The following is an 18,116-nucleotide window of genomic DNA, read 5'->3' as shown; positions in this document are numbered from 1 at the left end:
TCAGGCCGAGCCTTCCCGGTTGCCGTCGTTCGTGGCTTCGCTGGCGGCGGATATCGAGGCGATGCCACGCGCCATCGCGGAGTGAAAGGCGCTCGACACCACCTGGCCCATGTCGTCCGATTCGGCCGGGCGGTCGGCTTCGGGCACGGGGCAGGCGATGCAGGCGTCGATCTCCTCGATCTCGGGCCAGTCGGGGTAGCTGCCCAGGCGCTGGGCGTAGGTGTCGACATGCGCCGTCACCTCGGCCTCGTCGGCGCTGCGCGCACCGTAGAAGATGAGCGGCGGCAGGAAGCGCATGCCGCAGAGCGCGGCGGTCTGCTCGTAAGGCGGCAGGAAGGCGTCGAAGAAATAGCGATGGTAGCTCTGGGGGTGGTAGCTCGGCTCGGGGCTGCCGGTGGTCGCGACCAGCCAGAGGTCCTTGCCCTGCAGGGCGGTGCCGCCGGGGCCGTAGGCCCAGCCGTAGCTGAGCACGTCGTCGACCCAGAGCTTTTGCAGCGCCGGCATCGAATACCACTGGATCGGGTGCACCAGCACGACGAGGCGGGCCTTCGCGAGCCGGGCCTGCTCGGCCTCGACGTCGATGGCGAAGTCGGGGTAGCTGCCGTAGAGATCGCAGACCTCCACCCCGGGCACCGCGCGCGCCGCGGCCAGCAGGCGGCGGTTGACACGAGAGTCGCGCCAGTGGGGGTGGGCCGCGATCACATAGATACCGCCGCTGTCAGTGGCGGGGTTTCCCGGAAGTGTTGTTGTCGTCATGCCGCGAACATAGCGCAACCGGAGGCGATTCACCGGCCCCGAAAGGGCGAGGCACTACCATCCTGTCCTGTTCCAGCTCTGGAGGAGAACTTCATGCCGGTGGTTCTGGTCGCCAACCCCAAGGGTGGCGTTGGCAAGTCGACGATCGCGACGAACATCGCGGGTTACTTTGCGAGCCGCGGTCATGCCGTGATGCTGGGCGACGTGGACCGCCAGCAGTCCTCGCGGCTCTGGCTGGGCCTGCGCCCACCGATGGCCCGGCCCATTTCCACCTGGGAAGCCTCTGGCGACAGCACCGTGGTGCGCCCTCCGCGCGGCACCACGCACGCGGTGCTCGATACACCCGCCGGCCTGCACGGCTGGCGCTTCAAGGAAGTGCTGGCGATGGCCGACCGCGTGATCGTGCCGCTGCAGCCGAGCATCTTCGACATCTACGCGACGCGCGATTTTCTGGACCGGCTGCTGGAGCAGCGCAAGGCCGAGAAAGCGAAGATCGGCCTCGTGGGCATGCGTGTGAACGCGCGCACCCTGGCGGCCGATCGGCTCAACGAATTCATCGCCGGGCTCGGCGTGCCGGTGCTGGGCGAGCTGCGCGACACGCAGAACTACGTGCAGCTCGCGGCGCGCGGGCTCACGCTGTTCGATATTGCACCGGGCCGCGTGCAGCGCGACCTGGAGCAGTGGCAGCCCATCTGTCAGTGGCTCGAGGCTTGATGGCCCCCGGTTTTCCCTGACTCCGGTTGTCGCGATGCCGACAGCCGTGCCCAAGCCCTTGGCACCAGAATGCCCCGCATGACCAAAAAGACATTCCAGACCCTTCAGGATCTTGCCGCCTGCGTCGGCCAGGAAGTCGCCGTGAGCGACTGGATCACCGTCACGCAGGAGCAGGTCAACCAGTTCGCCGAGGCAACGGGCGATCACCAGTGGATCCATGTCGATGTCGAGCGGGCCAAGGCCGGCCCCTTCGGCGGGCCGATTGCCCACGGCTTCCTGACGCTGTCGCTGCTGCCGAAATTCTTCGAGGTGGCGATCGACGTGGTCGAGTCGCGCATGGGTGTGAACTACGGGCTGAACCGGGTGCGCTTCATGTCGCCCGTGCCGGTGGGCAAACGGCTGCGGGCCCGCATGAAGCTGCTCACCGCGGAGCCGATTCCCGATGACGGCCTCCAGATGACCTGGGAAACCGCCATCGAGCTCGAAGGCGCAGCCAAGCCGGCCTGCGTTGCCGAGTCGGTGGTGCGCCGCTACCGCTGAGCGCGGTTTTCTTGCTTTCTTACATCCGGCGGTCGGTCACTTCGCCGTAGGTGGCGGCGCCTTGGCGGGTGATGCCGAGCGCGCTGGCACGGACCGCGGCACGGTCGGTGTTGCCGTTGGTCTGCTGGGCCACGCCAGTGCCGCCGTTGCCGATCTTCAGCGGCTGGCGGGCCTGGGCCTGCACCTCGGCGCGCGACAGCGTCGACTGGAAGGGCGCGGGCGGCAGCGGGTTCTGTTCACCCTGGAAGGCCTGGGCGCCGGTGCTGAGGGCGAGGGTGGCGAAGGTCGCGAAGGCAATCGACTTGGCATTCATGACGGAACTCCTTGAGGCAAAGCGTTGAGGGACTCGATGCCGGAGCGGGGTGCAGCAACTGCTTTTCGCGCCGGCATGTCATCCATACGCTCTGCAGCGTCGACCGGATGCGCCCTTGTCGCCCGAAGGGTCAGAAGGTGTGAAGAAACCGTAGCGAGCGGTGCGAGATCGGACCGCGCAGTAGGTTTATTCACACCTTCTCAGTTGAATTCGTTCTGCCGCCAGGCTTCGAACACCGTCACCGCCACCGCATTCGAGAGATTCAGGCTGCGCTGCCCCTCGCGCATCGGCAGGCGCAGGCGCTGGGGTTCGGCGAAGCCGTCGCGCACCGCAGGCGGCAAGCCGCTGGTTTCGGAGCCGAACACCAGCCAGTCGCCCGGTTGGAAGCGCACGTCGTGCACGGCGCGCGTGCCGCGGGTGGTGAGGGCGAACATGCGGTCGGCAGGCGGACCTTCCGCTTCGATCAGTGCCTGCCAGTCGGCATGGCGCTTCACCTCGGCGTACTCGTGATAGTCGAGTCCGGCGCGGCGCAACAGGCGGTCGTCCATCGAAAAGCCGAGCGGCTCGACCAGATGCAGCGTGCAGCCGGTGTTGGCGGCGAGCCGGATCACGTTGCCGGTGTTCGGCGGAATTTCGGGGTGGACCAGGACGATATGGAACATCCGGCGATTGTCGGCGGGCTTGCGCGGGAGGCGGTCAGCGCGGCGGGTCGGTGCGAGCCAGCACCACCGCGGTGATGTGCGCGGCGCCGGACAACCTCAATGTATCTGCGGCAGCGAACAGCGAGGCGCCGCTGGTCATCACGTCGTCGACCAGCACGATGCGCTTGCCCCGCACCTGGTCAGCGCGCAGCGGCTCCACGGCGAAGGCACCGCGAAGATTGCGCAGGCGCTCGGCACGTGCGAGGCCGCTCTGCGCCGGGGTTTCGCGCGTGCGCAGAAGCAGCGTCGCGTCGGTCTTGGCCGGCGCCATGCGGCGCGCGAGCTCAAGCGACTGGTTGAAGCCGCGCTCGCGCAGGCGGCCGGGCGCGAGCGGCATCGGCAGCACGATGTCGCACTGCTCCAGCGCCGGCTCCACCCAGGGCGCACTGCGCAGCAGGGTCGCGAAGGGGCCGGCCCAGCCGGCATCGCCGCGGAACTTGAACCGGGCGATGGCATCGGGCCAGGGCCATGCATAGGTGCAGGCCGCGAGGCAGGCGTCCAGTGGTGGCGGATGCAGCACGCAGTCGCCGCACCGAGCCACGCCTTCGGGCACCGGCAGGGCACAGCCGCTGCAGCGCATGGCGGGCGGCGCGAAGCGCGAGACGCAGGCGTCGCACACCGGTTGCGAAGGCCAGGCGCGGCAGACCTCGCACTGGCTGGGCAGCCGCGCGAGCAGGGAGGTGAAAGGCCTCAGGGCCCGGTGGTTCAGCATGGTCTCAATATACTCACGGCCCCATGGCCACCGACCCCGCAAGAAGACCGCCGACCATCGACCTCACGGCGGCCGCACGCTGGCGCCGGCTCGCGCCTGCCGAGGGCTCGCCATGGCTGCACGAGGAAATCGGTCGTCGCATGGAAGACCGGCTGCAATGGATCAAGGCGCAGCCCCGCACCTGGGCCGACTGGGCGCCGCTGCGAGGCGGCCTCGAGGCGCACGAACTGGTGGCACGCCGCTATCGCGATGCGGCTTCCTATGTGATCGAACCCGAACCGGTCCTGGCCGCCAGGACCAGTGAGGCGCTGGCTGCGCCCTGGTGGAGCGCGCGCCGCTGGCAGGGCGGCAAGGCCCGCTTCGACGTGCCGCCCGAAGACGGCGTCGACCTTCTCTGGGCCAACATGTCGCTGCACATGGCGGCCGACCCCGAGGCGCTGATCTCGCAGTGGCACCGGCTGGTCGCGACCGACGGCTTCCTGATGTTCTCGTGCCTCGGCCCCGACACCGTGCGTGAACTGCGGGCGCTGCATGCCCGCCTCGGCTGGCCTGCGGCCGGCCACGAATACACCGACATGCACGACTGGGGCGACATGCTGGTGCACGCCGGCTTCGCCGAGCCCGTGATGGACATGGAACGCATCGTGCTGACCTGGGCCACGCCCGAGGCGGCGCTGGCCGAGTTGCGCACGTTGGGCCGCAACTTGCACCCGGGGCGTTTCCCGGCCTTGCGCGGCAAGACCTGGCACAAGGCGCTGAAGGGCGCACTGCCCGAACTCGCGCCGGCCGAGGGCGGCAACGGCCACATCGCGCTGACCTTCGAGGTGATCTACGGCCACGCCTTCAAGCCGACGCCGCGCGTCTCGCTATCGGCCGAAAGCGCGGTGTCGCTGCGCGAAATGCGCTCGATGCTGCAACGAGGTCGCCCCGGCGCCTGATTGCCTAGTAGTAGTGACCCGTAGGCGTCCCACAGGGCCTGCGAGCGCCGGTATCTACCCGCTACAATCCGCCGTTGCGTGAAACTCGCGGGTATTGTCCCGCGATCGAGGGGCTGTCGGATCCCGTTTGTACGAGGGCGTACGAGGGATTTGGCGACCATCGACGCACCGATTTGCTGAACTCGCCCGTGTCGAATTCCGTGTTTCGTTTTGCCACCGTTTCAGGCCAGAGCATCCACTGGTTCCTGAAGCGGAACTGCTCGGTGACCCCGAGCCAGCTGGGCTGGCTCTACGCGTCGCTGTGCGTGGTATCGCTCGGTATCGGTACGGTGTTCTGGCTGCACGGTGCGCCGCTGGTTCTGCCATTCGCCTGGCTCGAGCTGGCCGCGGTGGGTTTCGCATTCATGCTGTACGCGCGGCATGCGACCGATGGAGAACGGATCGCCCTGCAGGGCGGCCGGCTGGTCGTGGAGCTCGAGGATGGTGGGTACTACGAACGCACGGAATTTCTTCCGCACCAGGTGCGGATCGAACCGCAGACCAGCGATCGCTCGCTGATCGAGGTCTCGGGGCAGGGGCAATCAGTCAGGGTGGGGCGCTATGTACGCCCGGAGTTGCGTGCAGCACTGGCGCGCGAGATTCGCATGGCGTTGCGTGGCGCTTGAAGCGGCTTGCGCAGCGCTGCACGGTTGGGTTTGTCGAAAAAATTGAAGAAACGTGAACACGATGAAGAGCATTTGGCGCAATAAGTACAGGCCGGCGAATCTGTTGCTGGCGGCCGGCGCGGCTTTCAGCAGCGCGGCGCACGCAGTCAACGATCTGCCCGGCGGCCCTTCGGTTCGCCAGTTGAATCTTCCGGTCGGTGTGACCAAGATCGCGCAGGAGCAGCATCTGCTCCACACGATCATGATGATTCTGTGCACGGTCATCTTCGTCGCCGTGTTCGCGGTCATGTTCTATTCGATCTGGAAGCACCGCAAGTCGGTGGGCCACAAGGCTGCCAACTTCCATGAATCGGTGGTGGTCGAGGTCATCTGGACCATCGTTCCCTTCCTCATCGTGATCGTGATGGCGCTGCCCGCCACCAAGGTGCTGGTGGCCCAGAAGGACACCACCAACGCCGACCTCACGATCAAGACCACGGGTTATCAGTGGAAGTGGGGCTACGACTACCTGAACGGCGAAGGTGAGGGCCTGGCTTTCATCTCCACGCTCGACAGCTCGCAGCGCGCGATGTCCGATGCAGGCGCCAAGGGCGCGATGCCCGACGACTACCTGCTCAAGGTCGACAACCCGCTGGTGGTGCCGGTCAACAAGAAGGTTCGCATCATCACCACCGCCAACGACGTGATCCACGCGTTCGCCGTGCCGCAGCTGGGCCTGAAGCAAGACGCGATTCCCGGCTTCGTGCGCGACACCTGGTTCCGCGCCGAAACCGTAGGCGACTACTACGGCCAGTGCCAGGAGCTGTGCGGCAAGGAGCACGCCTACATGCCGATCCACGTGAAGGTGGTTTCGTCGGCCGACTACACGACCTGGGTTGCCGCCAAGCGCAAGGAAGCTGCCGCCAAGCTCGACGATCCGACCAAGGTCTGGGCGCTGCCCGAGATGCTGGTGCGCGGCGAGAAGGTCTATGCCGCCAACTGCGCCGCCTGCCACCAGGCCAACGGCAAGGGTGCAGGCCCCATCAAGCCGCTCGACGGCTCGGCCAAGGTGGTCGCTGCAGACCACAAGGTGCAGCTCGAAGTGCTGCTCAACGGTCAGAACAACGGCGCGATGCCTTCCTGGAAACAACTGAGCGATACCGATCTCGCGGCAGTGGCCACGTACACCAAGAATAGCTGGTCGAACAAGACGGGCCAGCTGGTGCAGCCGGCCGAAGTGCTGGCCCTGCGCGGCAAGTGATACGGCAGCGCCCCGCGAAGAAGAAATTGCAAGGAACAACGAAATGAGCGCAGTCCTCGACCCCCACGGTCACGCCCACGGCGACCACGCACACGACGAGCATCACGACCACCACGCGCCCACCGGCTGGCGCCGCTGGGTGTTCGCGACCAACCACAAGGACATCGGCACGCTCTACCTGCTGTTCAGCTTCACCATGCTGATGGTGGGCGGCATCCTGGCCCTCCTGATCCGTGCCGAGCTGTTCCAGCCCGGCCTGCAACTGGTGAACCCCGAGCTCTTCAACCAGTTCACCACCATGCACGGCCTGATCATGGTGTTCGGCGCCATCATGCCGGCCTTCGTGGGCTTCGCGAACTGGATGATCCCGCTGCAGGTGGGCGCCTCCGACATGGCGTTCGCGCGCATGAACAACTTCAGCTTCTGGCTGCTGATTCCCGCGGCGCTGATGCTGGTGGGGTCGTTCTTCATGCCCGGCGGTGCGCCGGCCGCAGGCTGGACGCTCTATGCGCCGCTCACGTTGCAGATGGGCCCTTCGATGGACGCCGGCATCTTCGCGATGCACATCATGGGCGCCTCCTCGATCATGGGCTCGATCAACATCATCGTGACCATCCTCAACATGCGCGCCCCCGGCATGACGCTGATGAAGATGCCGATGTTCTGCTGGACCTGGCTCATCACCGCCTACCTGCTGATTGCAGTGATGCCGGTGCTCGCAGGCGCCATCACGATGACGCTGACCGACCGCCACTTCGGCACCAGCTTCTTCAACCCCGCCGGCGGCGGCGACCCGGTGATGTACCAGCACATCTTCTGGTTCTTCGGCCACCCCGAGGTCTACATCATGATCTTGCCGGCCTTCGGCATCATCAGCCAGGTCGTGCCGGCCTTCGCCCGCAAGAAGCTCTTCGGCTACGCCTCGATGGTGTACGCCACCTCGTCGATCGCCATCCTGTCGTTCATCGTGTGGGCGCACCACATGTTCACGACCGGCATGCCGCTCACCGGCCAGCTGTTCTTCATGTACGCCACCATGCTGATCGCTGTGCCCACGGCCGTGAAGATCTTCAACTGGATCGCCACGATGTGGCAGGGCTCGATGACCTTCGAGACGCCCATGCTGTTCGCGGTCGGCTTCATCTTCGTGTTCACGATGGGCGGCTTCACCGGCCTGATCCTCGCGGTCGCGCCGATCGACACGCAGCTGCAAGATACGTATTACGTGGTGGCCCACTTCCATTACGTGCTGGTGGCCGGCTCGCTGTTCGCGATGTTCTCGGGCTTCTACTACTGGGTGCCCAAGTGGACCGGCGTGATGTACAACGAAACGCGCGGCAAGGTGCATTTCTGGTGGTCGCTGATCTCGTTCAACGTGACCTTCTTCCCGATGCACTTCCTGGGCCTCGCGGGCATGCCGCGGCGCTATGCCGACTACCCGATGCAGTTCGCCGATTTCAACGCGCTCGCGTCGGTCGGTGCCTTCTTCTTCGGTTTCGCCCAGCTGTATTTCTTCCTCTTCATCGTGCTGCCGACCATGCGCGGCAAGGGCGAGAAGGCTTCGCAGAAGCCGTGGGAAGCCGCTGAAGGCCTCGAGTGGGAAGTGCCGTCGCCGGCACCGTTCCACACCTTCGAGAACCCGCCCAAGCTCGATCCGACCGCCACCAAGGTGATCGGCTGATCGACCGCACGAAATGACGACGCCAGAGCAAAGAAGGAACAACCGTCGCATGGGGCTCACGCTGGCCTCCATCGCGGTGATCTTCTTCATCGGCTTCATCGTGCGCATGGTTTTCTTCAGCGGTCGCTGACCGCTGGCCAACGAACCGGAGCAGCTCGCATGAGTCTCGGCCAACGCATCCGCCGCGCCAATGTCCGTATGGTGGGCAAGCTCGCCGTCGTGACCTGCGGCATGTTCGCCTTCGGCTATGCGCTGGTGCCGATGTACCGCGCGATCTGCGAGATGACCGGCATCAACATCCTCGCGCTCTCCGAGCTCGAGGTGCCGGGCGGCGCGAGCGGCGGCAAGAACGTGCGCGTGCCCGACAACACGCAGGTCGACATGACCCGCACGATCAAGGTCGAGTTCGACTCCAACGTGCGCGGCGGTCTCTGGGACTTCAAGCCCGCCGAGCGGACCATCGAAGTGCACCCGGGCCAGCTCAACACGGTGATGTACGAGTTCCAGAACGTGCAGAACCGCCGCATGGCCGCGCAGGCCATTCCGAGCTACGCACCGCAGCAGGCGGCGCCCTACTTCAACAAGCTCGAGTGCTTCTGCTTCAACCAGTACACGCTCGATCCGGGCGAGAAGAAGCAGTGGCCGGTCGCGTTCGTGATCGACCCGAAGATCTCCAAGGACGTGAAGACCATCACGCTGTCGTACACCTTCTTCGAGGTGGGCGGCAGGACGCCGGCGGCACCGGTGGCCGCAGTCACAAGCACCGCCAGTGAGCCGCGCTCGTGATGACCGTTCCGCCATCGAACAAGCCGAAGGCCACGCTGTGGGACACGGTGAAGGCGGTGGGCTGGTCGTTCTTCGGCGTTCGCAAGAACAGCGCCTACCAGGAAGACCTGGGCAAGCTCAATCCGTTGCACATCATCGCGGTGGCATTCGTCGCGGTGATCGTCTTCGTCGTCGGGCTGGTGCTGCTGGTGCGGCATGTGGTTGCCACGGCCTGACGAAACCCACGATAACCAGAATCCATTGAATCGAGAGAAGAAAGAAAGCCAGGAGCTGATATGAGTTCAACCACCCACGGCACCACGCCCTACTACTTCGTGCCCGGACCATCGGCCTATCCGGTCATGGCCGCGACCGGCCTGTTCTTCGTGATCCTCGGTGCGGCGCAATGGATCAATGGCCACGAGTGGGGCGCCTGGTCGCTCGCAGCCGGCATGGTCGGCTGGCTCGCCACGCTCTTCGTGTGGTTCCGCGCGGCCATCGGCGAAAGCGAGAGCGGGCAGTACGGCCACAAGATCGACCTCTCGTTCCGCTGGAGCATGAGTTGGTTCATCTTCTCGGAAGTGATGTTCTTCGGCGCCTTCTTCACGGCGCTGTGGTGGGCCCGCACCCATGCGCTGCCGACGCTCGGCAGCCTGGACAACGCGATCCTCTGGCCCGACTTCAAGGCCGTGTGGCCGAGCGTGGCCGCCGGTGCGACCGCTTCGCCGGCGGACATCGTCGAGCCGTTCCAGACCGTGGGCCCGTTCTGGCTGCCCACGATCAACACCGCGCTGCTGCTCAGCTCGGGCGTGACGCTCACCATCGCCCACCACGCGCTGCGTGCCGGCCATCGCGCGCAGACCATCCGCTTCATGTGGCTCACCGTGCTGCTGGGTGTGATCTTCCTGGGCGTGCAGGGCTACGAATACCACCACCTGTACACCGAACTGAACCTGAAGCTCAGCTCGGGCACCTACGGCTCGACCTTCTTCATGCTGACCGGCTTCCACGGGCTGCACGTGTTCATCGGCATGCTGATGCTGCTGTTCATCACGCTGCGGTTGCAGAAGGGCCACTTCACGCCCGAGCGCCACTTCGGCTTCGAGGGTGCGGCCTGGTACTGGCACTTCGTGGACGTGGTGTGGCTGGGTCTCTACATGCTGGTCTACTGGCTTTGAGCGAAGAGCCTCGCGTCATTCCAGAAAAAAGGCGCCGCAAGGCGCCTTTTTCATGGTTCTCCTGGAACGAGCACCATCTACTTGCCGAGCGGGAGCCCGGTGGGCTGGATGTAGCCGAGTTTCCAGGCGAGCAGCATGCAGAGGAACAAAAACACCGACAGGCCGATCCGAAAGGTGAGCGCGCGCGCCATGCCGCCGCTCTTGGCGCGCCCATTGCGCCCGTCCTTCAGCATGAAGTACAGCGCAAATCCGAGGCTCGCGAAGATGCCCAGGAACACCAGGGCGATGAAATATTTCATGACCCGCATTATCGGCCGCACGCCCCGTCCTCTCCAGTGATCCCCGAACCCCTGAACAGCGAAGCACCGCGCCGCCGCGGCCGCTTCTGGCTCCTCACCATCGTGACCATCCTGACGCTGGCCGCCACCGTCTCGCTGGGTCGCTGGCAGCTCTCGCGGGCCGCGCAGAAAGAGGCGCTGCAGGCCAGCATCGATGCCGAAAAGCAGAAGCCCGCGCTCGACCAGGCCGAGTTCCTCGCACTTCCTCAGGCGAGCGATGCGCTGCACCGTCCGGTGCGCCTGCGTGGCCTCTGGCTCACACCGCAGACGGTCTACCTGGACAACCGCCAGATGCACGGCGTGCCCGGCTTCTACGTGCTGACGCCGTTCGCGCTCGAAGGCACCGAGCAGACGGTGATGATCCAGCGCGGCTGGGTGCAGCGCAATTTCGTCGATCGCACGAAGCTGGGAGCGGTCGAAACACCGACCGGCATCGTCGAGGTCACGGGGCTGATCGAGCCGCCGCCGAGCCATCTGCTCGAGCTGGGCGCATCGTCCACCGCGGCCGCCCCGTTGCCCGCTTCGGCGGCTTCCGCGCCTGCGCAGGCACCGGCCGCCGAGGGGTCTTCGGCCATCCGGCAAAATCTCGACCTGGAGGCGTTCCGTGCCGAAACCAAGCTGCCGCTGCGCACCGACGTGTCGCTGCAGCAGACCGGCCCGGCCTCCGAGGGCCTGCAGCGCGACTGGCCGGCCCCGGCGCTGGGCCTGGAGAGGCACTACGGTTACGCATTCCAGTGGTTCGGCCTTTCGGCCCTCGTCGTCATCCTCTATGTCTGGTTCCAATTCATCACCCCCTTCCGCCGCTCGCGGCGCCGCGCACGCGATGAGCGCCGCTTCTGACGAGCCGCTGGGCCTGACGGTGCACTCGATGCCGTCGCCCAACCAGGCGCTCGACGGCGCTGAGGGCCGGCGCACGGTCGTCGGGCGCTGGAAGATGATCGCGGTGCTGCTGATGTGCGCCGCGCCGGTCATCGCGTCGTACTTCACTTACTACGTGATCCGCCCCGAAGGCCGCAGCGTCTACGGCGAGCTGATCAATCCGCAGCGCGAACTGCCCAGGTTGACCGCCACTGATCGCAACGGCGCGACGGTCGACATCACCACCCTCAAGGGCCAGTGGCTGCTGGTTGCGGTGGCGGACGCCGCCTGCGATGCGCTGTGCGAGCAGCAGCTCTACCTGCAGCGGCAACTGCGCGAAAGCCTCGGCCGCGAGAAGGACCGCATGGACCGCGTCTGGCTCGTGAGCGACGCCGCGCCCGTGCCCGAGCGTCTGAACAACGGCCTGCATGGCGCGACGGTGCTGCGCGTGCCGGCCGACCAATTGACCAAGTGGCTCGCGCCGGTTTCGGGGCATACCCTCGCCGAACATCTCTTCGTGATCGACCCCATGGGCAACTGGATGATGCGTTTCCCCGCGCGCATGGACGCCGCGGGCGCGAGCCGCGCCAAGCGCGACCTCGATCGCCTGCTGCGCGCCTCGTCCTCGTGGGACGAACCCGGCCGCTGACCTGCCCATGACCGACACGAGTTCCCTGTACGACCTCACACCGATCGCCTGGCTGATGGCGGCCGGCGTGCTGATCGCGCTCGGGCCGCTCATCTGGGTGTGGCGCCGCAACGCGGGGCATGGCCCGGCGCGGCGGCTGCATGCGCTGACGGTGCTCACGCTGTTCCTCACCTTCGACCTCACGCTGTTCGGCGCCTTCACACGCCTGACCGATTCGGGCCTCGGCTGTCCCGACTGGCCCGGCTGCTACGGCAATGCCAGCCCGGTCGGCGCGCGGCACGAGATCGCGATGGCGCAGTCGGCCCAGCCGACCGGGCCGGTGACGCACAGCAAGGCATGGGTGGAGATGGTCCACCGCTATCTGGCAACGGGCGTGGGCGTGTTGATCCTTGTCCTTGCGGTCGCAACCTGGATCGTGCAGCTGCGCCAGGCATGGAAGGGCGCACCGCCTGTGGACGGCCGCGACCATGCGGCGCTCAGTGCCTGGTGGCCTACGTTTACCCTGGTCTGGGTCAGCCTGCAGGGCGCTTTCGGCGCGATGACCGTCACCTGGAAACTCTTCCCCGCGATTGTCACGCTGCACCTGCTTGGCGCCATCGTGCTGCTCGCGCTGCTGTGCATCCAGGCGGTCCGCTACCGGCAGGTGGCCGCAGACCGCTTGCCGACCCCGGTGTCGCCGGCCTTGCGCAACGGGTTGATCGCGACCACCGTGCTGCTTGTGCTGCAGATCGCGCTCGGCGGCTGGGTCAGCACCAACTACGCGGTGCTCGCCTGCACCCAGTTCCCGACCTGCCAGGGCAGTTGGTGGCCGCCGATGAATTTCGCGCAGGGCTTCGAGATCTGGCGTCACCTCGGCGTGACCGGCGACGGCCAGCCGCTCGACTTCTCGGCGCTCACCGCCATCCACTACGTGCACCGTTTGATGGCCTATGCGGTCTTCGTCGCATTGGGCGTGCTCGCCTGGCGCCTGCGCCGCATCGAAGCGTTGCGCCCGCAGGCTCATTGGCTCGCCGGCCTGGCGTTGCTCCAGCTCGCCACCGGCCTCGGCAACGTCCTGCTCGGCTGGCCGCTGGCCGCCGCCGTACTTCACACCGGCGGCGCCGCGGCGCTGGCCGTGGTGCTGACCTGGGCGCTGTGCGAAAGCCGCCGTGAAGTCGCCGCAACCGCCACAGCGCGCGCCGACGACAATGCACGCGGTACCTCCACGACCCCTACCTCGAAGAAAGCCCCCGCGTGAGCACCCCGATTCCCGTTCAGCACACCAGCACCGCGAACGTGCTGCGCCAGTTCTACGCGCTGACCAAGCCGCGCGTGGTGCAACTGATCGTGTTCTGCGCGCTGATCGGCATGGTGCTCGCCGTGCCCGGAATGCCTTCGTGGTTCGACGTGCAGCGCGCTGTGCTTGCCTGCATCGGCATCTGGCTGGTGGCCGGTGCAGCGGCGGCGTTCAACTGCCTGGTCGAGAAAGGCATCGACGCCAAGATGAAGCGCACCGCGTGGCGTCCCACGGCGCGCGGGCAACTCAGCGACCTGCAGGCGCTGGTGTTCTCGGCGCTGCTGTGTGCAGCAGGTTCGGCGCTGCTGTGGTTTACCGTCAACCCGCTCACCATGTGGCTGACCTTCGCCACGTTCGTCGGCTATGCGGTGATCTACACCGTGATCCTGAAGCCGTTGACGCCGCAGAACATCGTGATCGGTGGTGCCTCGGGTGCGATGCCGCCGGTGCTGGGCTGGGCCGCGATGACGGGCGATGTCGGCCCCGAGGCGCTCATCCTCTTCCTCATCATCTTCCTGTGGACGCCGCCGCATTTCTGGGCGCTCGCGCTCTATCGCGTCGAGGATTACCGCAAGGCGGGCCTGCCGATGCTGCCGGTCACGCACGGCAACGAGTTCACGCGGCTGCAGGTGCTGCTCTACACCTTCATTCTTTTCGCAGCCTGTCTGATGCCCTTCATCTACGGCATGAGCGGCTGGCTGTACCTCGCGGTCGCCGTGGCAGTGAGCATCGGTTTCACGGGCTATGCATTCGCGCTCTGGCGCAACTACTCCGACACGCTCGCACGCAAGACCTTCCGCTTTTCGCTGATCCACCTGAGCGTGCTGTTCCTGGCGCTGCTCGTCGATCACTACCTCCATTGAATTGAATACCACTGCTCCCATGAACAAGCGCAACGCTCTCCAATTGATCGCCGGCAGCATGGCCATGGCGGCTCTGGGCGTGGGGCTCTCGGCCTGCGGCGAGACGAAGCAGAGCTTCAATGCGGTCGACATCACCGGCGCCGACTACGCCAAGGACTTCTCGCTGAAGGACGCCGACGGCAAGGTCCGCACCATGGCCGACTTCAAGGGCAAGGCGGTCGTGCTGTTCTTCGGCTATGCGCAGTGCCCCGACGTCTGTCCGACCACGATGACCGAGATGGCGCAGGTCAAGCAGCAGCTCGGCAAGGACGGCGACAAGCTGCAGGTGGTGTTCGTCACCGTCGACCCGGCGCGCGATACGCCCGAGGTGATGAAGGCCTACATGGGTGCGTTCGACCCGAGCTTCGTCGCGCTGATCCCGACGGCCGACGAACTTGTCGCGACCGCCAAGGACTTCAAGGTCTATTACAAGAAGGTCGACGGCAAGACGCCCACCAGCTACTCGATGGACCACTCGGCCGCGAGCTTCGTCTACGACCCGCAGGGCCGGCTGCGGCTCTATGCGCGCTATGGCGCGGGCGTGCCGTCGATGGTGTCGGACCTGAAGACGCTGCTCGGTTCCTGAGGAGGGCCGGCCTGTGGACGCCGCTGTTGCCGTTGTTGCGTCGGTCGATCACCTGAAGGGACGCAAGGGCGCCTTTCGCATCGCGCTCATTCCGCCTGAGGTGCTGCGCGCCCTGAACGACGGGCTGCTTGAGACCGTCAATCTCAACGAGTTCATGGCGCTCGAATTGCCGCAGCTCGCGCGGAGCGTTGCGGGCCACATCGGGCTCGATGCGGCGAGCGAACGGCTGGGGGACACCATCGCCATGCTCGGCGCCTTCAAGCCGATGCAGCGGCACACCCACATTGCCCGCGCGCTTTATGACCTGACGGCACTTCACGCTGAGCGTGACGCCGTCGCGCACCGGCTGGCCACGCATGCGAGCGACGTGGCGCGCTGCTGGGCGGCACAGTGGGTCACGTTGTCGGGACTGCCTTTGCCCGCGCAGCTCGAAGCAGTGCGCCGCTTTGCCGCCGACTCGCATTTCGGCGTGCGCGAGATCGCATGGATGGCGGTGCGCGACGCGGTCATCGCATCGCTGGACGAAGCGCTTTCACTGCTGCAGCCATGGGTGTCCGATGCCGATCCGAACATCCGCCGCTTTGCCAGCGAACTCACGCGTCCGCGCGGCGTGTGGTGCGCGCAGATCGAGGCGCTCAAGGCCGAGCCCTGGCGTGCCCTGCCGTTGATCGAGCCGCTGCGGGCCGACGGCAGCCGCTATGTGCAGAACTCGGTGGCGAACTGGCTCAACGACGCGAGCAAGACGCAAGGGGAATGGGTCGAGAAGCTCTGCAGGCGCTGGGTCTCGGAGTCGGACACCGACGCGACGCGGTACATCGCGAAACGAGCCTCGCGGACGCTCTCCAAGGGCCCATGAAAAAAGCCCGGCATTGCCGGGCTTTTTGCTGGAAGAGGGCGGCTTACGCGTAGTCCGCCAGTGCTTTCTTCATCTTCTTCATCGCAGCGACTTCGATCTGGCGAATGCGCTCGGCGCTCACGCCATATACCGCAGCCAGGTCGTGCAGGGTCATGCCGCCCGAGCCGTCATCGTTGACCTTGAGCCAGCGTTCTTCCACGATGCGGCGGCTGCGGTCGTCCAGCGCTTCGAGCGCGGTTGCGATGCCGTCGCTCGACAGGCGGTCGCGCTGCTGTGATTCGAGCAGGGCGGTCGGTTCCTGCGTGGCGTCGGCCAGGTAAGCGATCGGGCCGAAGGCTTCGTCGCCGTCGTCCGACGGACCCGGATCGAGCAGTACGTCGCCGCCCGACAGGCGGGTTTCCATCTCGAGCACTTCTTCCGGCTTGACGTTCAGCCGGGTCGCCATCTGCGACACCTCGTCGGGGCTTAGCGTGTCGCGGTGCGTGCCGTTGTCGGACGCGGCCAAGTCGGCCTTGAAGCCCTGCTTCATCGAGCGCAGGTTGAAGAACAGCTTGCGCTGAGCCTTGGTCGTCGCGACCTTGACCATGCGCCAGTTCTTCAGGATGTACTCGTGAATCTCGGCCTTGATCCAGTGCATGGCGTAGCTCACCAGCCGCACACCTTGGTCAGGGTCGAAGCGCTTCACGGCCTTCATGAGGCCGACATTGCCTTCCTGGATCAGGTCGCCGTGCGGCAGCCCGTAGCCCAGGTACTGGCGGGAAATGGAAACCACGAGGCGCAGGTGCGACAGGATCAGCGCACCTGCGGCGTCGAGGTCATTCTGGTCGCGCAGCTTGCGTGCGAAGCCCTGCTCTTCTTCGAGCGTGAGCAGCGGCAGGCGGTTGGCGGCCGAAATATAAGCATCCAGGTTGCCCAGCGGGGGGACCATCGACCATGGATTGGCGACGGCCAGCTGGTTGGCAGAGACTCCAGACAGCGTTGTCATCAGGGGAAACTCCTTTGTGTTGGCCATATTAGCACTCGGTTAGAGGGAGTGCTAAACCAAGGGTTCCCTTGAGTTTTTATCGTGTTGATAGCCAAAGACTACCAGCGTACGCCCATCTTCAGGAAAAGCTTCGACAAAACGAACAGCGGGCCGACCCAAAGATATTGGATGTCTTCGAAGAACGATGGTTTCTTGCCTTCGATCTTGTGGCCCACGAACTGGAATATCCAGGCCACAACAAAGATAGCGGCTGAAACCGGCAAAACAAGCCCACCCATCGCATGCACCAGCGCCAGGGCCAGCGCGGTGAGCACCAGCATCGTCACCAAGAAGGCCGGTGCGCGCAGCAGTGCGTAATAAACAAGGCTCGCTGCCACGAAAACATAGGCCACCCATGGGTGAATCGCGAAAAGCAGCCCGACGATGCTCAGCATGATGGCCGGAATGGCGATGTAGTGGATCAGCTCATTGGTCGGGTTGCGGTGGCTTTCCTCGTAGTGGGCGAGCAGCCGGTCGACCTTGCGGTCGCTTGATGCCAACGGGGCGGAAGCGGTGTGCATCATGGTGAGTCTCCTGAAGAAGCGCCGTTCGATGCGGCGAGAGTTCGATGGTGCCCACCGCGCTCGCGGATGGCAAGTGTGGCAAGCATCCGCAAATGCTACTGAAAAAGTAGCAATTCCGGCCCGGTGGGCGCACCGCGCCATGACTTAGGGCACTGTCGCAGGCCCTTTGCCCCGCTAAGATCAAACGCGTGACTCCCTTCGATTCTTCTTCCACGCCTCCGCCAGAGACAGGGGGGGCGGGTCTTCCGGTTCGTGCTCCGACTGCGATTCTGGTCGTGGACGACCACGACCTGCTCCGCCTGGGGGTCTGTGCGCTGGTGCAAGCGCAGGCCAGTTCTTCGGGCGGCCGCATCGAGGTCTTCGAGGCCGGCAACGTCACCGACGCCCTCGCGCTGTACGAGGCCCATCAGTCCGCCATTGGCCTCGTGCTGCTCGACCTTGCGCTGCCCGACACCCACGGATTGAGCGGCCTGGCCGAGTTTCGGCTGCGCTTTCCGGCGGCGCGCATCGTGGTGCTGTCCGGCACGGGCAACAGTTCGCTGGCGCAGGGCGTGCTCGCATTGGGTGCCAGTGCTTTTCTTCCCAAGTCGGCCGACCTGAAAGAGGTGGTGAGCTTCATCCGCGCCTGCGGCCTGCTGGATCCCGACGCTGCCGACAACCCGCCGCCCACCGTGCCGAAGGCGCTCACCGGCTATGCCGAGTTCGCCCATGCCAGCGCGTGGCAGGAGCTCACGCCGCGCCAGATGCAGGTGCTGCAGTGGGTGCTCGAGGGCAAGGCCAACAAGGAAATCGCCCAGCTCGCCAACCTGAGCGAGGGCACGGTGAAGAACCACGTCTCGACCATCCTGCTGCTGTTCGGCATGCGCTCGCGCGCTCAGTTGATCAGCACCTTGCACTGAG

Annotated in this window: 24 protein-coding genes; 17 read left to right on the top strand and 7 right to left on the bottom strand. The window is 65.7% G+C overall.

The features are described 5' to 3' along the window. Positions 1-756, bottom strand: a complete 756-nt coding sequence (gene kefF / locus J2W23_RS12765) for a glutathione-regulated potassium-efflux system oxidoreductase KefF (RefSeq protein ID WP_307648991.1) — start codon at positions 754-756, stop codon at positions 1-3. A 93-nt stretch (positions 757-849) separates the two neighbouring features. Between kefF and J2W23_RS12760 the strand changes: the two genes are divergently transcribed. Together J2W23_RS12760 and J2W23_RS12755 are read left to right on the top strand one after the other, a co-directional pair. Beyond that, entirely contained in the window at positions 850-1,470 is a 621-nt protein-coding gene (locus J2W23_RS12760; RefSeq protein WP_307648990.1) for a ParA family protein, read from the top strand. Positions 1,471-1,539: 69 nt separating this feature from the next. After that, positions 1,540-2,010 carry a MaoC family dehydratase gene (locus J2W23_RS12755; RefSeq protein ID WP_042582822.1) on the top strand — a complete coding sequence of 157 codons (471 nt, stop codon included), beginning with the start codon at positions 1,540-1,542 and terminating at the stop codon, positions 2,008-2,010. A 19-nt stretch (positions 2,011-2,029) separates the two neighbouring features. Here the strand turns inward: J2W23_RS12755 and J2W23_RS12750 are convergent, their stop codons facing one another. From J2W23_RS12750 to J2W23_RS12740, 3 genes are all read right to left on the bottom strand, one after another. Beyond that, positions 2,030-2,323, bottom strand: a complete 294-nt coding sequence (locus J2W23_RS12750; protein ID WP_307648989.1) for a DUF4148 domain-containing protein — start codon at positions 2,321-2,323, stop codon at positions 2,030-2,032. Positions 2,324-2,523: 200 nt separating this feature from the next. Then, positions 2,524-2,985, bottom strand: coding sequence for a tRNA (uridine(34)/cytosine(34)/5-carboxymethylaminomethyluridine(34)-2'-O)-methyltransferase TrmL (trmL, locus tag J2W23_RS12745; protein ID WP_307648988.1), 462 nt, complete (start codon positions 2,983-2,985; stop codon positions 2,524-2,526). Positions 2,986-3,019: 34 nt separating this feature from the next. Continuing rightward, complete coding sequence (locus J2W23_RS12740; RefSeq protein ID WP_307648987.1) at positions 3,020-3,736, bottom strand: ComF family protein; 717 nt, start codon at positions 3,734-3,736, stop codon at positions 3,020-3,022. A 23-nt stretch (positions 3,737-3,759) separates the two neighbouring features. On the opposite strand from J2W23_RS12740, the gene J2W23_RS12735 reads away from it, so the two are divergent. The 8 genes from J2W23_RS12735 (at position 3,760) to J2W23_RS12700 (ending at position 10,203) form a co-directional block, all read left to right on the top strand. Beyond that, complete coding sequence (locus J2W23_RS12735; RefSeq protein ID WP_307648986.1) at positions 3,760-4,674, top strand: biotin synthase; 915 nt, start codon at positions 3,760-3,762, stop codon at positions 4,672-4,674. A 188-nt stretch (positions 4,675-4,862) separates the two neighbouring features. Then, positions 4,863-5,339: a DUF2244 domain-containing protein gene (locus tag J2W23_RS12730; RefSeq protein ID WP_176659830.1), complete on the top strand. Its 477-nt coding sequence runs from the start codon at positions 4,863-4,865 to the stop codon at positions 5,337-5,339. A 61-nt stretch (positions 5,340-5,400) separates the two neighbouring features. Next, entirely contained in the window at positions 5,401-6,579 is a 1,179-nt protein-coding gene (gene coxB / locus J2W23_RS12725) for a cytochrome c oxidase subunit II (RefSeq protein WP_176659213.1), read from the top strand. Positions 6,580-6,622: 43 nt separating this feature from the next. Next, complete coding sequence (gene ctaD / locus J2W23_RS12720; RefSeq protein WP_176659214.1) at positions 6,623-8,260, top strand: cytochrome c oxidase subunit I; 1,638 nt, start codon at positions 6,623-6,625, stop codon at positions 8,258-8,260. Between the two features lie 13 nt (positions 8,261-8,273). Further along, positions 8,274-8,390, top strand: coding sequence for a cytochrome oxidase small assembly protein (locus J2W23_RS12715; protein WP_013543420.1), 117 nt, complete (start codon positions 8,274-8,276; stop codon positions 8,388-8,390). Positions 8,391-8,419: 29 nt separating this feature from the next. Beyond that, a complete protein-coding gene (locus J2W23_RS12710; protein ID WP_176659215.1) occupies positions 8,420-9,046 on the top strand; it encodes a cytochrome c oxidase assembly protein in 627 nt (208 codons plus the stop codon). Then, positions 9,046-9,261: a DUF2970 domain-containing protein gene (locus tag J2W23_RS12705; RefSeq protein WP_176659216.1), complete on the top strand. Its 216-nt coding sequence runs from the start codon at positions 9,046-9,048 to the stop codon at positions 9,259-9,261. The genes J2W23_RS12710 and J2W23_RS12705 overlap by 1 nt, the downstream gene beginning before the upstream one ends. A gap of 60 nt (positions 9,262-9,321) precedes the next feature. Next, complete coding sequence (locus J2W23_RS12700) at positions 9,322-10,203, top strand: cytochrome c oxidase subunit 3 (protein ID WP_307648985.1); 882 nt, start codon at positions 9,322-9,324, stop codon at positions 10,201-10,203. Positions 10,204-10,280: 77 nt separating this feature from the next. On the opposite strand, the gene J2W23_RS12695 is transcribed toward J2W23_RS12700, so the two are convergent. Beyond that, entirely contained in the window at positions 10,281-10,511 is a 231-nt protein-coding gene (locus J2W23_RS12695) for a twin transmembrane helix small protein (protein WP_176659831.1), read from the bottom strand. A gap of 27 nt (positions 10,512-10,538) precedes the next feature. Here J2W23_RS12695 and J2W23_RS12690 point away from each other — a divergent pair, with 27 nt between their 5' ends. From J2W23_RS12690 to J2W23_RS12665, 6 genes are read left to right on the top strand one after another with little or no spacing between them, the layout of a single operon-like run. Next, on the top strand, positions 10,539-11,381 hold the full coding sequence (locus tag J2W23_RS12690; RefSeq protein WP_176659218.1) for an SURF1 family protein: 843 nt from the start codon (positions 10,539-10,541) through the stop codon (positions 11,379-11,381). Beyond that, positions 11,365-12,048, top strand: a complete 684-nt coding sequence (locus J2W23_RS12685) for a hypothetical protein (RefSeq protein WP_307648984.1) — start codon at positions 11,365-11,367, stop codon at positions 12,046-12,048. Before J2W23_RS12690 ends, J2W23_RS12685 begins: the two co-directional genes overlap by 17 nt. Before the next feature lie 7 nt (positions 12,049-12,055). Then, a complete protein-coding gene (locus J2W23_RS12680) occupies positions 12,056-13,285 on the top strand; it encodes a COX15/CtaA family protein (RefSeq protein WP_307648983.1) in 1,230 nt (409 codons plus the stop codon). Next, positions 13,282-14,187 carry a heme o synthase gene (gene cyoE / locus J2W23_RS12675; protein WP_176659221.1) on the top strand — a complete coding sequence of 302 codons (906 nt, stop codon included), beginning with the start codon at positions 13,282-13,284 and terminating at the stop codon, positions 14,185-14,187. Before J2W23_RS12680 ends, cyoE begins: the two co-directional genes overlap by 4 nt. Before the next feature lie 19 nt (positions 14,188-14,206). Further along, on the top strand, positions 14,207-14,812 hold the full coding sequence (locus J2W23_RS12670) for an SCO family protein (RefSeq protein ID WP_307648982.1): 606 nt from the start codon (positions 14,207-14,209) through the stop codon (positions 14,810-14,812). 13 nt (positions 14,813-14,825) lie between these two features. Further along, a complete protein-coding gene (locus J2W23_RS12665) occupies positions 14,826-15,668 on the top strand; it encodes a DNA alkylation repair protein (protein ID WP_307648981.1) in 843 nt (280 codons plus the stop codon). A gap of 43 nt (positions 15,669-15,711) precedes the next feature. Here J2W23_RS12665 and rpoH read toward each other — a convergent pair whose 3' ends face one another. Next, entirely contained in the window at positions 15,712-16,653 is a 942-nt protein-coding gene (gene rpoH, locus J2W23_RS12660) for an RNA polymerase sigma factor RpoH (RefSeq protein WP_307648980.1), read from the bottom strand. A gap of 98 nt (positions 16,654-16,751) precedes the next feature. After that, the gene (locus J2W23_RS12655; protein WP_307648979.1) at positions 16,752-17,216 is read right to left on the bottom strand and encodes an Mpo1 family 2-hydroxy fatty acid dioxygenase; all 465 of its coding nucleotides are present in this window, start codon (positions 17,214-17,216) and stop codon (positions 16,752-16,754) included. Between the two features lie 188 nt (positions 17,217-17,404). Between J2W23_RS12655 and J2W23_RS12650 the strand changes: the two genes are divergently transcribed. After that, positions 17,405-18,115, top strand: a complete 711-nt coding sequence (locus J2W23_RS12650; RefSeq protein ID WP_176659226.1) for a response regulator transcription factor — start codon at positions 17,405-17,407, stop codon at positions 18,113-18,115. The last annotated feature ends 1 nt before the right edge of the window (position 18,116 follow it).

The organism is Variovorax boronicumulans (genome assembly GCF_030812215.1).
Lineage (GTDB): Bacteria > Pseudomonadota > Gammaproteobacteria > Burkholderiales > Burkholderiaceae_C > Variovorax > Variovorax boronicumulans_C.
This window is presented reverse-complemented; position numbering and strand designations above follow the sequence as displayed.

What these genes read in the sequence shown, in the direction of transcription:
- trmL (WP_307648988.1), bottom strand. Translation starts at nt 2,985, where the DNA reads ATGTTCCATATCGTCCTGGTCCACCCCGAAATTCCGCCGAACACCGGC.
- J2W23_RS12685 (WP_307648984.1), top strand. Translation starts at nt 11,365, where the DNA reads ATGAGCGCCGCTTCTGACGAGCCGCTGGGCCTGACGGTGCACTCGATG.
- J2W23_RS12755 (WP_042582822.1), top strand. Translation starts at nt 1,540, where the DNA reads ATGCCCCGCATGACCAAAAAGACATTCCAGACCCTTCAGGATCTTGCC.
- J2W23_RS12695 (WP_176659831.1), bottom strand. Translation starts at nt 10,511, where the DNA reads ATGCGGGTCATGAAATATTTCATCGCCCTGGTGTTCCTGGGCATCTTC.
- J2W23_RS12740 (WP_307648987.1), bottom strand. Translation starts at nt 3,736, where the DNA reads ATGCTGAACCACCGGGCCCTGAGGCCTTTCACCTCCCTGCTCGCGCGG.
- J2W23_RS12750 (WP_307648989.1), bottom strand. Translation starts at nt 2,323, where the DNA reads ATGAATGCCAAGTCGATTGCCTTCGCGACCTTCGCCACCCTCGCCCTC.
- rpoH (WP_307648980.1), bottom strand. Translation starts at nt 16,653, where the DNA reads ATGACAACGCTGTCTGGAGTCTCTGCCAACCAGCTGGCCGTCGCCAAT.
- J2W23_RS12715 (WP_013543420.1), top strand. Translation starts at nt 8,274, where the DNA reads ATGACGACGCCAGAGCAAAGAAGGAACAACCGTCGCATGGGGCTCACG.
- kefF (WP_307648991.1), bottom strand. Translation starts at nt 756, where the DNA reads ATGACGACAACAACACTTCCGGGAAACCCCGCCACTGACAGCGGCGGT.
- J2W23_RS12710 (WP_176659215.1), top strand. Translation starts at nt 8,420, where the DNA reads ATGAGTCTCGGCCAACGCATCCGCCGCGCCAATGTCCGTATGGTGGGC.
- J2W23_RS12705 (WP_176659216.1), top strand. Translation starts at nt 9,046, where the DNA reads ATGACCGTTCCGCCATCGAACAAGCCGAAGGCCACGCTGTGGGACACG.
- J2W23_RS12700 (WP_307648985.1), top strand. Translation starts at nt 9,322, where the DNA reads ATGAGTTCAACCACCCACGGCACCACGCCCTACTACTTCGTGCCCGGA.
- J2W23_RS12760 (WP_307648990.1), top strand. Translation starts at nt 850, where the DNA reads ATGCCGGTGGTTCTGGTCGCCAACCCCAAGGGTGGCGTTGGCAAGTCG.
- J2W23_RS12670 (WP_307648982.1), top strand. Translation starts at nt 14,207, where the DNA reads ATGAACAAGCGCAACGCTCTCCAATTGATCGCCGGCAGCATGGCCATG.
- J2W23_RS12680 (WP_307648983.1), top strand. Translation starts at nt 12,056, where the DNA reads ATGACCGACACGAGTTCCCTGTACGACCTCACACCGATCGCCTGGCTG.
- J2W23_RS12735 (WP_307648986.1), top strand. Translation starts at nt 3,760, where the DNA reads ATGGCCACCGACCCCGCAAGAAGACCGCCGACCATCGACCTCACGGCG.
- J2W23_RS12655 (WP_307648979.1), bottom strand. Translation starts at nt 17,216, where the DNA reads ATGATGCACACCGCTTCCGCCCCGTTGGCATCAAGCGACCGCAAGGTC.
- ctaD (WP_176659214.1), top strand. Translation starts at nt 6,623, where the DNA reads ATGAGCGCAGTCCTCGACCCCCACGGTCACGCCCACGGCGACCACGCA.
- coxB (WP_176659213.1), top strand. Translation starts at nt 5,401, where the DNA reads ATGAAGAGCATTTGGCGCAATAAGTACAGGCCGGCGAATCTGTTGCTG.